This window comes from Luteimonas sp. A478, from assembly GCF_054052025.1.
The window spans coordinates 1-12,726 of sequence record NZ_JBSVRF010000009.1; the positions used below are offsets into that span (position 1 = coordinate 1).

The 12,726-nt window shown below is 68.7% G+C and carries 9 protein-coding genes; 5 read left to right on the forward strand and 4 right to left on the reverse strand.

What is annotated here, in order from left to right:
- The first annotated feature begins 167 nt into the window (after positions 1-167).
- Positions 168-2,438, forward strand: a complete 2,271-nt coding sequence (locus ACW7G3_RS13670) for a DPP IV N-terminal domain-containing protein (RefSeq protein ID WP_456983429.1) — start codon at positions 168-170, stop codon at positions 2,436-2,438.
- A gap of 530 nt (positions 2,439-2,968) precedes the next feature.
- Here ACW7G3_RS13670 and ACW7G3_RS13675 read toward each other — a convergent pair.
- From ACW7G3_RS13675 to ACW7G3_RS13685, 3 genes are all read right to left on the reverse strand, one after another.
- Positions 2,969-4,090, reverse strand: coding sequence for an AI-2E family transporter (locus ACW7G3_RS13675; protein WP_456983430.1), 1,122 nt, complete (start codon positions 4,088-4,090; stop codon positions 2,969-2,971).
- A gap of 220 nt (positions 4,091-4,310) precedes the next feature.
- The gene (locus tag ACW7G3_RS13680) at positions 4,311-4,748 is read right to left on the reverse strand and encodes a PepSY domain-containing protein (RefSeq protein ID WP_456983432.1); all 438 of its coding nucleotides are present in this window, start codon (positions 4,746-4,748) and stop codon (positions 4,311-4,313) included.
- 81 nt (positions 4,749-4,829) lie between these two features.
- The gene (locus ACW7G3_RS13685) at positions 4,830-7,499 is read right to left on the reverse strand and encodes a bifunctional diguanylate cyclase/phosphodiesterase (protein ID WP_456983434.1); all 2,670 of its coding nucleotides are present in this window, start codon (positions 7,497-7,499) and stop codon (positions 4,830-4,832) included.
- On the opposite strand from ACW7G3_RS13685, the gene ACW7G3_RS13690 reads away from it, so the two are divergent.
- Together ACW7G3_RS13690 and ACW7G3_RS13695 are read left to right on the forward strand one after the other, a co-directional pair.
- The gene (locus ACW7G3_RS13690) at positions 7,498-7,620 is read left to right on the forward strand and encodes a hypothetical protein (protein WP_456983435.1); all 123 of its coding nucleotides are present in this window, start codon (positions 7,498-7,500) and stop codon (positions 7,618-7,620) included. The two genes, ACW7G3_RS13685 and ACW7G3_RS13690, sit on opposite strands and share 2 nt — an antisense overlap.
- 160 nt (positions 7,621-7,780) lie before the next feature.
- On the forward strand, positions 7,781-9,805 hold the full coding sequence (locus tag ACW7G3_RS13695) for a M3 family metallopeptidase (RefSeq protein ID WP_456983437.1): 2,025 nt from the start codon (positions 7,781-7,783) through the stop codon (positions 9,803-9,805).
- Positions 9,806-10,029: 224 nt separating this feature from the next.
- Here ACW7G3_RS13695 and ACW7G3_RS13700 read toward each other — a convergent pair whose 3' ends face one another.
- Positions 10,030-10,701, reverse strand: coding sequence for an SDR family oxidoreductase (locus ACW7G3_RS13700; RefSeq protein WP_456983439.1), 672 nt, complete (start codon positions 10,699-10,701; stop codon positions 10,030-10,032).
- Positions 10,702-10,843: 142 nt separating this feature from the next.
- On the opposite strand from ACW7G3_RS13700, the gene ACW7G3_RS13705 reads away from it, so the two are divergent.
- Both ACW7G3_RS13705 and ACW7G3_RS13710 read left to right on the forward strand, forming a co-directional pair.
- Entirely contained in the window at positions 10,844-12,118 is a 1,275-nt protein-coding gene (locus tag ACW7G3_RS13705; protein WP_456983441.1) for a serine hydrolase domain-containing protein, read from the forward strand.
- 236 nt (positions 12,119-12,354) lie between these two features.
- The gene (locus tag ACW7G3_RS13710; RefSeq protein ID WP_456983442.1) at positions 12,355-12,726 is read left to right on the forward strand and encodes a hypothetical protein; all 372 of its coding nucleotides are present in this window, start codon (positions 12,355-12,357) and stop codon (positions 12,724-12,726) included.

The window sequence follows — 12,726 nt, forward strand, 5'->3', positions numbered from 1 at the left end:
CCCCCCCCCCCCCCCCCCCCCCCCCCCCCCCCCCCCCCCCCCCCCCCCCCCCCCCCCCCCCCCCCCCCCCCCCCCCCCCCCCCGCTCCTACGGGGGCGGTGCGACTGGCGGCGGGCGGGCGCGGGTAGACTTGCTCGCACGATGAAAACGTACCGCCCGAGGTTTACATGCGCCAACTACTCGCCGCTGCCACGCTGATGATTGCCACTGCCACCATGCCCAACTCCGCCCTGGCCGATGACGGCCGCCTGACCCTGGAAGCGATCACCGGCGATGCGCCGCTGGCCGGCCCGACGCTGATGCGACCGCAGGTGGCGCCGGACGGTTCGCGGGTGACGTTCCTGCGCGGACGCGACACGGATCGCAACCGGCTGGACCTGTGGGAATACCACATTGAAAGCGGCCAGACCCGGATGCTGGTGGACTCGTCGGTGGTGCTGCCGGGTGAAGAAGAACTCAGCGACGAGGAGAAGGCGCGGCGCGAGCGCCAGCGCATCGCCGGGCTGAGCGGGATCGTGGATTACCAGTGGGCGCCGGACGCCTCGCGACTGCTGTTCCCGCTGGGCGGGGAGCTGTACCTGTACGACCTGGCGGGCGAAGGCTCCACCGCGGTGCGCCAGCTGACTGACGGCGGCGGGTTCGCCACCGATCCGAAGCTGTCGCCGCAGGGCGGGTTCGTCAGCTTCATCCGCGAGCGCAACCTGTGGGTGATCGACCTGGCCGACGGCCGCGAAGTGCAGCTGACCCAGGACGGTTCGGACGTGATCGGCAACGGCGTGCCGGAGTTCGTGGCCGATGAGGAAATGGGCCGGCACACCGGCTACTGGTGGGCGCCGGATGATTCGGCGGTCGCCTTTGCGCGGATCGATGAGTCCCCGGTCTCTATCCATCGCCGCCACGAGGTGTACCCGGACCGCACCGAGGTGATCGAGCAGCGCTATCCGTTTGCCGGCGATCCCAACGTGCTGGCGCAGCTGGGCGTGATCGCGCCGCGCCAGGGCGCCGAACCGCAGTGGATCGACCTGGGCGAAGAGACCGACATCTACCTGCCGCGCGTGGACTGGCGCGACGCCGGGCGCCTGACTTTCCAGCGCCAGAGCCGCGACCAGCAGACGCTGGAACTGATCGAGGTGACGCTCGCCACCGGCGCCCAGCGCACTCTGATCACCGAGACCGCCGACACCTGGATACCACTGCACGACAGCCTGCGGTTCCTCAAGGACGGGCGCATTTTGTGGAGCTCGGAGCGCAGCGGATTCCAGCATCTGTACATCGTTGGTGAGGACGGCGCCAACGGAGACGGCAGCGGGCTGGTGCCGCTGACTTCAGGCGACTGGCCGGTGGCTTCGCTGCTGGCGGTGGACGAAGAGGCCGGACTGGCCTACTTCGCCGGCAACCCGGACGCACCGCTGGAGATGCATGTGAACGTGGTGCCGCTGGCTGGCGGCGAGATCGTGCGTCTGTCGCAGGAGCCCGGCACCCATGCGGCCAGCTTCGCCCGCAATGCCAGCGTGTACGTGGACAGCTGGTCGAGCGTTGAATCGCTGCCGCAGGTTGAGCTGCGCCGCAATGACGGCAGCCTGATCGCGCGCCTGCTGGAGAACGATCCGACCGATCCGGAGCACCCGTACGCGGCCTTCATCGACGCCCACCTGCCGGTGGAATTCGACACCATGACCGCCGCCGACGGTCGCAGCACCCTGCATTACAGCCTGATCAAGCCGGCGGATTTTGATCCTTCGCGCAAGTACCCGGTGGTGGTGCACGTGTACGGCGGCCCGGTGGGTCGTACGGTGACCAATGCGTGGCCTTCGCGCGGCGACGCGCTGTTCAACCAGTACCTGGCCCAGCGCGGCTACGTGGTGTTCTCGATCGACAACCGGGGCACGCCCGGACGCGGCGCGGAGTTCTTGGGCTCGCTGTACCGCAACCAGGGCACGGTGGAAGTGGAAGACCAGGTACACGGCGTGGAGTGGCTGCGCCAGCAGCCGTGGGTGGATCCGGCCCGGATCGGCGTGCACGGCTGGTCGAATGGCGGCTACATGACCCTGATGCTGCTGGCCAAGGCGCCCAACCACTACGCCTGCGGGATTTCCGGCGCGCCGGTCGCCGATTGGGCCCTGTACGACACCCACTACACCGAGCGTTACATGCACCTGCCGCAGGACAACCCCGATGGGTACCGCGAGGCCAGCGTGTTCACCCATGCGGACAACATCCGCTCGGACAGCCTGCTGCTGATCCACGGCATGGCCGATGACAACGTGCTGTTCTCCAACGCGACCCAGCTGATGAGCCAGCTGCAGCAGGCCGGCACCGCGTTCGAGCTGATGACCTATCCCGGCGCCAAGCACGGCCTGCGCGGGAAGGATGCCCTGCACCGCTACCGGCTGAGCGAGTCGTTCTTCAGCCGCTGCCTGGCGCACACACCGCAGTAAACCGGCAGCCGGTACGTTCCGAACGGCGTACCGACGCGCCCCGGGGTAAGAGCGCCTCCCGGGGTAGGAGCGCCTCATAGGCGCGAAGCCGCGTGAATCATGGCGTGCGGGAATCCGTCGGACACGGCGCGGTAACCGGGGCCACACCGCGCCGCCAGACGTCACGCGGCTTCGCGCGCATGGCGCGCTCCTACCGGGCGAATCGCTCTTCGACCCATACGTCCAACCCCCCACGTAGGAGCGCCTCATAGGCGCGAAGCCGCGTGAATCATGGCGTGCGGAAATCCGTCGGACACGGTTCGGTGACCGGGGTCACACCGCGCCGCCACATGTCACGCGGTTTCGCGCGCATGGCGCGCTCCTACCGGGCGAATCGCTATTCGACCCATACGTCCACCCCCCCGTAGGAGCGCCTCATAGGCGCGAAGCCGCGTGAATCATGGCGTGCGGGAATCCGTCGGACACGGCGCGGTGACCGGGGCCACACCGCGCCGCCAGACGTCACGCGGCTTCGCGCGCGTGGCGCGCTCCTACAAATCGCCGCTGCGGGACATGAGGACGGCGATGGGGCGGGTACCGCTGAATTCGGACAGGACGATGGCCAGGACCGAGGTGATCGGCACGGCGAGGAACGCGCCGGGGATGCCCCACAGGGCGCCCCAGATGGTGAGGCTGGCCAGGATCACGAACGGGCTGAGGTTGAGCGAGTTGCCCAGCAGCCACGGATCAAGGAAGTTGCCGATCACGAACTGCGCGCTGGAGAGCAGGATCAGCAGGGTGATGACAGTGCCGATATCGCCGAACTGGACGATCGCCCAGGCCACCGGGAACAGCACGCCCAGGAACGAGCCGATGTAGGGCACGTAGTTGAGCACGGTGATCAGCACCGCCCAGAAGCCGGCGAATTCCACCCCGAAGATGGCCATGATCGCCCAGCTGATCACGCCCAGGATCACGCTGACCAGGGTCTTGAGCGCAAGGTACTGCCCGGTGCGGGTGCTGATGCTATCGAGCACCTGGCGGATGCGTGAAACATCCTGCGGATCATCCGAGAGGTTGCGCAGCTTCTGCGGGAACACCCTCTTTTCCACCAGCAGGAAAGTCACGTACAGCAGCACCACCGCCATGGTGGCCATCACCGCGGTCACCGAAACCACGGTGGAGCCGATCACCGCCTGGGTGCTGATTTGCTCGAGGATCTGCACGCGCAGGGCGTTCCAGGTGGGCGCGCTCTCGATGCCGACCAGCTCGGCCCCGCGCTGGATCATCTGCAGCAGCGATTCCTCGTAGTCCGGCGCCAGCTGCACCACCCGGCCCACGTTGTTGACTACCAGCAGCACGCCGGCGCCGATCACCGCCAGGATGGAGGCGATCGAGGCGACGTAGCACAGCCACGGCGGCAGCCAGCGGCCGACGGTGGGCACGCGGCGCAGACCGCGCGAGAGGCCGATGATGATGTAGGCCACGAGGACGCCGAAGACCATGGGCACGAACACCGGCCGGCCGATGTAGAGCACCCAGCCAATGATCATCGCCAGCAGGGCGCCGTAGACGATGGCTTGCAGACGGTCGCGCACGAGGATGCGGCGCTGACGTGGCTGGGGGGCTGTTTCCGGGGCATTTCCGGACGCACGGGGCGTGGTCTGATCCATGCACCACATTCTGGCATGCCCCCATGTAGGAGCGCGCCATGCGCGCGAAACCGCGTGAATCATGTTTCGCGGCAGAGCGTCGGACAGGGTGTGGTGTCCGGGGGTGCGCGGCGCGGATCAATGTCACGCGGTTTCGCGCGCGTGGCGCGCTCCTACGAGGGGATATTCACATCTGGTCGGCGGAGATCCGGCGGAATCCGATGAATTCGGGATGCCACGTTCAATCCCGCTTCCGGCTCACGACCTCGGCAGTGGCCGGATCCATGTACAGGTCGTATTCGACGCCATCGTGGTGGGCATCCGCCTCCCACATGCCGTCATCGAAGCGCACGTCGCGGATGCGCTCGTAGCCGGCGGCCGAGAGGCTCGCGCGCACCTCATCTTCCGTCAGCGAGGTCTGGCCGTCGTCGGGATAGATGGTGCCGGTGCGCGGATCCACCCGCACGTCGATCCGGCGTCCGTCCGCATCCCGGGCGTCGGCCTCCCACACGCCATCGTCGCGCTCGACGTCATCGATATCCGTGTAGCCGGCGGCGGCCAGCGCGTCGCGCACTTCGCGCTCGCTCATGCCGTCCTGACCGGGATCGCCCGCGCAGGCGGCGCCGGCAAATGCCAGGGCAGCGGCGAATACGGTCGTACGGATGGTTGCATGCTTCATGTCAGCGCTCCTGGGTGCGGGGGACGCCCACATCGTGTGCGGCGGGCCGCTAACACCCGGTGAAGCCCCGACAAGCGCCTGTCAGTCGCGTTGGAACACCACCCGCTGGGGCATGCTCAGCACGAAGCCCTGGCCGTAGTCCACGCCCAGCATCCACAGCACTTCGCGGATGGCGTCGTCGTCGACCCATTCGGCCACGACCTTCAGCCCGCGCTGGTGGCCGATCTGCACGATCGCACTGACGATGGTCCGGCTCATGAGGTCCTTGTCGATCTCGCGGATGAAGCTGCCATCGATCTTGATCACGTCCACCGGCAGGTTCTTCAGATAGCCGAACGACGACATGCCGGCGCCGAAATCATCCAGCGCGATCCTGCACCCGGCCGCACGCAGGCGCTCGATCACCTTGGCCACTTTCAGCAGGCTGCGCACGGCAACTGTTTCAGTAATCTCCAGGCACACCGCTTCCGCCGGAACCCCGTATTCGGCCAGGCAGCCGAGGATGAAATCGGCGATATCCTCATCGTCCACCGTGGCACCGGACAGGTTGATGGCGCAGGTTTCCAGGCCCGCACCCGACGGGTGCAGGCGGCTGAAGTTGGACAGCGCCGTGCGGATCACCCAGCGGTCCACCGCCGGCATCAATCCATAGCGCTCGGCGGCGGGCAGGAAGGTGCCCGGCGGCACCAACTGCCCGTTCTTTTCCCGCAGGCGCAGCAGCAGCTCGATATACGGGCCTTCCGCGGCATCCGGGCTGAGCGGCACCACCTCCTGGTAGTCGAGCACCAGCCGGTCCTCTTCCAGCGCGCTGGCCAGCCGGTGCACCCATTCCATCTCGCCGTGGCGGCGGGTGGTTTCGTCATCCTCGCGGTAGAGGTGCACGCGGTTGCGGCCGTTCTCCTTGGCCAGGTAGCAGGCGCTGTCGGCCCAGGCCATGACGTCCTGCAGCGTGGCGCCAGGATGGTCGAGTACCACCACGCCGATGCTTGCACTGACCGAGTGGGTGCGGCCCTTCCAGATGAAGCGCACGCTGTCGATGCTGCGGCGTAGGCGTTCGGCCAGCACCAGGGCTTCGGCCTCGCCCACGCCGTAGGCAAGCAGGCCGAATTCGTCGCCGCCCAGGCGCGCAATCAGGTCGCCCTCGCGCAGCTCGCGGCTGAGCGTCATCACCAGTTCCACCAGCAGCTGGTCACCGGCGCGGTGGCCGGACAGGTCGTTGATCACCTTGAACTGGTCGAGGTCGAAATACAGCAGGGCGAAGCGGCCGCCCTCGGGATCCACCCGCTGGCGCTCCAGCGCGCGGGCCAGGCGGCGCTCGAATTCGCGCCGGTTCCACAGTTCGGTCAGGGCGTCGTGGGTGGCCTGATAGCCCAGCCGTGCGGCCAGCTCGCGCTGTTCGCTGATGTCGCTGGCGGCCAGCAGCCGGTGGCGCTGGCCATCAACCACCACCGGGGCCAGCGATACCGAGGCCCAGAACCCCCCGGCCGGCGCGGCCAGCTCGGCTTCGCGGTCTTCCCAGCTGGACTGGCCATCCGGATCATCGGCCAGCTCGTTGCCCAGCGCGTCATCGGCGAATACACAGGCCAGCGGGCGCCCGACCACCTCGCCCAGGCGCTTGCGCGCGAACTGGTTGGCGTAGGTGATGTTGCCCTCGCCGTCAGCCAGCAGCACCAGCGCCGGCAGCAGCTCGTTGAGGGCCCGGAACCGCGCCTCGCTCTCGGCGAAGCGTGCGCTCATGCCCTGGCCGAGCGCCAGCGCGTGGCGGTGGGTGGAGGCGATCGACCACAGCAGCAGTGACAGCAGCAGGCTGATCAGCGAACCGATGGCGAGGATGGAAACGGCTTTTTCGAACTCGGCGTGGGCCGCCTGCGGACGCAGGTGCAGTTCCCAGCGGCGCCCGCCGAACTCCAGCTGGCGCACCAGCGCCGGCACGTCGTGTTGCGGCGCCGGCCCGGATTCGAACACCCGGCCATCCCCGGCAGCGTCGGGATCGTGGATGGCCACGTGCATGAACTCGAGGATCCGCCCCTGCAGGCCGGTCCGCACCAGCGGATCGAGCTGGAGGCTGATCGCGAGCGCACCGATCTCACGCGCACGCCGCTGCTCGATCGTCATGGGCGAAGGACCGCGCGAATACACCGGCAGGCGCAGGGTGATACCGCGCCCGGCCAGGCCGGCGCCTTCCATCTGGATCAGCTGCAAGGGCGCCGACATCGACAGCAGGTCGCTGTCGCGCGCCAGCTCGAGCGCGGCCAGGTTGTCCGGCTGGGTGGCCAGGTCGAACCACAGCAGCGCCTCGTTGCCATGCATTGGCGACAGCAGCTCGTAGCGGTAATGCTGCCCGCTGCCGTCGGACGGATCGATCCGCCGCGCGAACGCGGTGACGATGTATCCGGGCACGTTGCCGACCGCGCGCAGGTTCTGCTGGTAATGGGCGAAGGCGGTCTGGCTCATTTCGCCCTGCGAAAGGAACACGGTCTGCATGGCACGCAAGGCGACGGCGGCGCCTTCCAGCGGCTCGCGCACGCGGCCCCGCGCGGCATCGGCCAGCGAGGCGTGCATGGCCTCCGCGCGCGCCTGCGCGTCGCGCCATTCGTGGTGGGCGATGGCTCCGGTCCCCGCCAGGCCGACCAGCAGCACCAGCAGCGCCCACCCCAGCGGCGGCAGCGCATGGAACAATCCGTAGCGCTGATGCGGGCCGGTTTTCTCGGCACCCTGCGCGGGGACGGTCTGGGGCACCTGGGTGGACATGGATTCGGCTTCTTGCGAACGGCTGGCCGACCGGTCATCGCCCGCAGGCGACGGTGACAGCGACGGCCCGGCAGGCATCTGGCTGGGTGGATTCGGCTCGATCATGGCATGGGACATCTGAAAACGGGCCTGCCGTTGGTCCTGCGATTCAGTCCTGGGATCAGTCCTGGGATCAGTCCTGCGATCGGTCCTGCCGGCTGTCCGGCCGGCGGGCTCCCGGCGATGGGCGGGCGGGGCGGCCCGTTAGAATGACGGGTCTGTTTCCCCATCGGTACCCCCCCATGACCAATCCCCTGCTCGATTTCTCCGGACTGCCCCGTTTCGACGCGATCACGCCGGCACACGTGGCCCCCGCCATGGACGCGCTGCTGGCCGAGGCCGAGGCGGCGGTGGAGCATGCCCGCACGGTGGCGCCGGTGACCTGGGAGGGGTTCATCACGCCGCTGGAGGACGCCACCGAGCGGCTCGGCCGCGCCTGGGGCGTGGTGGGTCACCTGCAGGCGGTGGTGAACACGCCGGAGCTGCGCGAAGCCTACAACGCCGCCCTGCCGCGGGTGACCCGCTTTTTCAGCGCGCTGGCGCAGGACCAGGCGCTGTACGCCCAGTACCGGGCGCTGGCCAAGGCGCCGGAATTCGCCGGCTTCGACCAGGCGCGCAGGACGGCGGTGGAAAACGCGCTGCGCGACTTCCGCCTTGGCGGCGCCGAGCTGGAAGAAAGCCAGCGCGCGCGCTTTGCCCAGCTGCAGGAAGAGCTGGCCGCGCTGTCGGCCCGGTACTCGGAAAACCTGCTGGATGCCACCGACGATTTCGCCCTGTACGTGCAGGACGAAGCCGAGCTGGCCGGCGTGCCGGCCGATGTGCTCAATGCCTGTCGCGCCGCAGCGCGCGAGGGCGGCCGCAAAGGCTGGAAGCTGACCCTGCACATGCCCTGCTACCTGCCGGTGCAGACCTATGCCGACAGCCGCCAGCTGCGCGAAACGCTGTACCGGGCCTACGGGGTGCGGGCCTCCGAGGCGGGTCCGGCGGAGCTGGACAACTCCGGCCTGATCGAGCGCACCCTGGCGCTGCGCACGGAGTTGGCCAGGCTGCTCGGCTTTGCCAGTTACGCCGAGGTGTCGCTGGCCACCAAGATGGCGGACGCCCCGGATGACGTACTTGCCTTCCTGCGCGAGCTGGCCGGCAAGGCCCTGCCCCACGCCAGGCGCGATCGGGCCGAGCTTGATGAGTTCGCCCGCGACGAGCTGGGCCTGGACACCGTGCAGCCGTGGGACCTGGCCTGGGCCAGCGAGAAGCTGCGCCAGGCGCGCTATGCCTATTCGGCGCTGGAGGTGAAGCAGTACTTCACCGAGCCCAAGGTGCTGGACGGGCTGTTCGGCCTGATCCACGACCTGTACGGCCTGCGGGTGGAGCAGGACCAGGCGCCCACCTGGCACGAGGACGTGCGCTTGTACCGCCTGCTCGACGGCAGCGGCGGCCTGGTGGGCCAGTTCTACCTGGATCCCCATGCGCGCACCGGCAAGCGCGGCGGGGCGTGGATGAACGACTGCCGCAACCGCCGCCGCCGTGCCGATGGCGACCAGACCCCGGTGGTGTACCTGGTCTGCAACTTCGGCAAGGGGGTGGACGGCAAGCCGGCCACGCTCAGTCACGATGAAGTGGTGACCCTGTTCCACGAGATGGGCCACGGCCTGCACCAACTGCTGACCGAGGTGGGCGAGCTGCCGGTGGCGGGCATCAACGGGGTGGAATGGGACGCGGTGGAGCTGCCCAGCCAGTTCATGGAGAACTTCTGCTGGGAATGGCCGCGGGTGCGGGCGATGAGCGCGCACGTGGACAGCGGCGAACCGCTGCCGCGCGAGCTGTTCGACCGGATGCTGGCGGCGAAGAACTTCCACAGCGGGCTGCAGACCGTGCGCCAGCTGGAGTTCGCCCTGTTCGACATGCTGCTGCACAGCGGCGCCGAAGCCCGCGCTGCGGAAGTGATGGTCCTGCTGGAGCAGGTGCGCGACGAGGTGGCGGTAATCCGTCCGCCGGCCTGGCATCGTTTCCCGCACCAGTTCGGCCACATCTTTGCCGGCGGTTACGCGGCCGGGTATTACAGCTACAAGTGGGCCGAGGTGCTGAGCGCGGATGCCTATGCGGCGTTCGAGGAGGCGCCGGAGGCGCTGGCCGAGACCGGCGCGCGCTTCCGCCGCGAGATCCTGGCCCGGGGCGGCAGCCGCCCGGCGCTGGAGAACTTCACAGCATTCCGCGGCCGCGAGCCGCAGATCGAAGCCCTGCTGCGCCACAGCGGCATGACCGCGTAACGACCTGGGCCGCGCGGCCCGGATTCGGGACGCCCAACTCGAATGTAGGAGCGCGCCATGCGCGCGAAGCCGCGTGAATTCTGCACACTGGATGGGGCTTCGGTGACGACGTCGTAACCGAAGCCCCGTCCCGGTGCCAGGTGTCACGCGGCTTCGCGCGCATGGCGCGCTCCTACGGAGAGCTGGGATCCTTCAAACCCGGCGCGACCACGCGACCCGGGCGGTCACCAGGGGAGCTGGCTGCCGTTGGCGTGGCGGAAGGTGCCGGACGCTTCCAGGCCCAGCTCGTCCAGCCGCTCGACCAGCTGGGCGGCGGCGTGCTCCGGAGCCACCTCGCCGCGCCCGCCCACCATCTCGGTGGCGACGAAGCCCGGATGCAGCAGCTGCACGGCAATGCCGCGCTCCTTCAGGTCCACCGCCAGCGACCGGCCGATGGCGTTCACCGCCGCCTTGGACGCGCGATAGCCGTAGCGGCCGCCGGAGCTGTTGTCGCCCATCGAGCCCATGCGGCTGGTGATGATGCCGACCTTGCTGCCCCGCGCCAGGTTGGCATCCAGCGCCTGCAGCACCCGCAGCGGCCCGAGCGCGTTGATTTCGAACTGATCGCGCATGGCCTGGAAGCCGGCCGCGTCGATTTCGCCATAGGACTGGCGGGTGAGGATGCCGGCGTTGAGCACCACCACATCCAGCTGCTCGCCTTCCAGACGCTGGGCCAGCGAGGCCACCGCTACGTCATCGGATACATCCACACCGGCCTCGATGCGGGCGCCGGTGGCTTCGAGCGCTTCGCTGCCGGTGCGGCAGACGGCAATGACGCGATCGCCGCGCTCGCGGTAACGCTGCACCAGGGCGAGGCCGATGCCGCGATTGGCGCCGGTGACAAGGATGGTCTGCATGGAATTCTCCGCAAAGTGTTGTATGCAAGGGATGGCGTCGCCGCCTGCGCTCTTCAAGCCGGAGCAACTGCCGGGGCTGGCCACGGCGAAGCTGAAAATGTTCTAGGCTCCCGCTACCTGAACGAAAACGCCGGATGCACCAATGTTGAACAAGCTGACTACACAGGGACTGACCGCTGGCAGGCTGACGGCAGCAAGCGCCCTGCTGGCCGCGCTGCTGTGCGCCTGCGGCACCGCCTTTGCCGTCGACGACGCGCCCGCCTCTGCCACCGAACCGGTAGCCGCGGTGCGGGTCGCCTTCGACCGGGACGGCATTACCGCATCCCACGCCCGGGGCATGGCCGACCTGGCCAGCGGCCGCGAGGTCACCGCCGACTCGCCCACGCGGATGGCGTCGATCTCCAAGCTGGTGGTCGCGATCGGGGTAATGCAGCTGGTGGAAGACGGCTTGCTGGACCTGGATGCCGACGTGTCGGAAGGGCTCGGCTGGGAGCTGCGCCATCCCCGGTTTCCCGATGCGCCGATCAGCCTGCGCCAGCTGCTGTCGCACACCAGCGGCCTGACCGACGACGCGGGCTACTGGCAGACTCCGCTGGACGGCCAGCTTAAGGACCTGCTGGATGACCCGCGCGCCTGGAACGAAGAGCACGCCCCCGGCACCTGGTTCCAGTACACCAACCTCAACTTCCCGCTGGTGGCGACGCTCATGGAGAACGCCACCGGAGAGCGCTTCGACCTGCTGATGAAGCGGCTGGTGTTTGATCCGCTCGGCCTGGCCGGCTGCTATGGCTGGGCCGCCTGCGATGACGCCACCGTGGCCAACGCGGTGGTCCAGTACCGCAGCGACCGCACGCCCAGCGCCGACAACAACCAGGGCACGCGCCCCGCCTGTCCGGTGGCCCGCGCAGCCGACGGCAGCTGCAACCTGGACCTGTGGCGCCCCGGCGCCAACGGTGCGCTGTTCGGGCCGCAGGGCGGCATGCGCATTTCGGCCACGGACCTGGCGAAGATCGGACGGCTGCTGCTGGGACAGGGCAGCGTGGACGGCGTGCGCCTGCTCAGCGAAGAATCGGTGCAGACCATGCTGCGGCCGCAGTGGTCGCTGGCTTCCACGGGCGGCGACACCGTGGAGCCCGACGCGGGCGGGCATGCGCAGGAAGGCTTCTACTGCAGCTACGGCCTGGCCACCCAGGCCCTGGCCACCCCGCATGAGGGCTGCCGCGACGATCCGTTCGGCGACGGCGTACGCCGCGTGGGCCACGCCGGCAACGCCTACGGCCTGCTGTCCGGACTGTGGGTGGACATGGAAGGCGGTACGGGTGTTGTGTACTACGCCACCGGCATGACCGACGCCCCGCCTGGCAGCACCTCCGCCTTCACCGCCATCGAAGAATTCCTCGCCCAGGACCCCTTGTAGGAGCGCGCCATGCGCGCGAAGCCGCGTGACACCCGCAATCCCGCACCCTTTCTGCCGCCGCACTGTCTGAAAGGCCGGCGGGGATCCCGGAGCAAATTCGTGGACGATGCAGCAGGACCACAGCGGAGGTCACGCGGCTTCGCGCGCATGGCGCGCTCCTACAAAAGGCGTGCGTGGATTTCGTGTGGGTCTGGGGGCGGTAACCTCGGCTCAACCCCATATCTGGACACCAGATCATGAAGCTATCCGAATCCTTCCTGCTCCTTGCCCTGCTGACGCCTGCCCTCACGTTCGCGCAGGTACAGACGGCTCCGCTGCCGGTGCCCGACGAACCGACCACGCGGCCGGACCGCGCCGAGCGCCAAACCGGCATGGTCACCTTCGGCGAGGCGGGCGGCCAGCAGGTGATCATCCGCTCGTTCGAGCCCACCACGCTGCTCTCAAGTGACTACAGCATTGATTTCGAAACGCTCGACGCCGACGCGGACGGCTTCATCAGCCGCCGCGAGGCGAGCGCAAACGACACCCTGAGGCAGGAATTCAACGGCGTCGACGTGGACGGCGACGGTCTGCTCAGCCGCGACGAGCTGCGCGGCTGGATCCGCTGA

What these genes read in the sequence shown, in the direction of transcription:
- ACW7G3_RS13670 (WP_456983429.1), top strand. Translation starts at nt 168, where the DNA reads ATGCGCCAACTACTCGCCGCTGCCACGCTGATGATTGCCACTGCCACC.
- ACW7G3_RS13675 (WP_456983430.1), bottom strand. Translation starts at nt 4,090, where the DNA reads ATGGATCAGACCACGCCCCGTGCGTCCGGAAATGCCCCGGAAACAGCC.
- ACW7G3_RS13680 (WP_456983432.1), bottom strand. Translation starts at nt 4,748, where the DNA reads ATGAAGCATGCAACCATCCGTACGACCGTATTCGCCGCTGCCCTGGCA.
- ACW7G3_RS13690 (WP_456983435.1), top strand. Translation starts at nt 7,498, where the DNA reads ATGGATTCGGCTTCTTGCGAACGGCTGGCCGACCGGTCATCGCCCGCA.
- ACW7G3_RS13685 (WP_456983434.1), bottom strand. Translation starts at nt 7,499, where the DNA reads ATGTCCACCCAGGTGCCCCAGACCGTCCCCGCGCAGGGTGCCGAGAAA.
- ACW7G3_RS13695 (WP_456983437.1), top strand. Translation starts at nt 7,781, where the DNA reads ATGACCAATCCCCTGCTCGATTTCTCCGGACTGCCCCGTTTCGACGCG.
- ACW7G3_RS13700 (WP_456983439.1), bottom strand. Translation starts at nt 10,701, where the DNA reads ATGCAGACCATCCTTGTCACCGGCGCCAATCGCGGCATCGGCCTCGCC.
- ACW7G3_RS13705 (WP_456983441.1), top strand. Translation starts at nt 10,844, where the DNA reads ATGTTGAACAAGCTGACTACACAGGGACTGACCGCTGGCAGGCTGACG.
- ACW7G3_RS13710 (WP_456983442.1), top strand. Translation starts at nt 12,355, where the DNA reads ATGAAGCTATCCGAATCCTTCCTGCTCCTTGCCCTGCTGACGCCTGCC.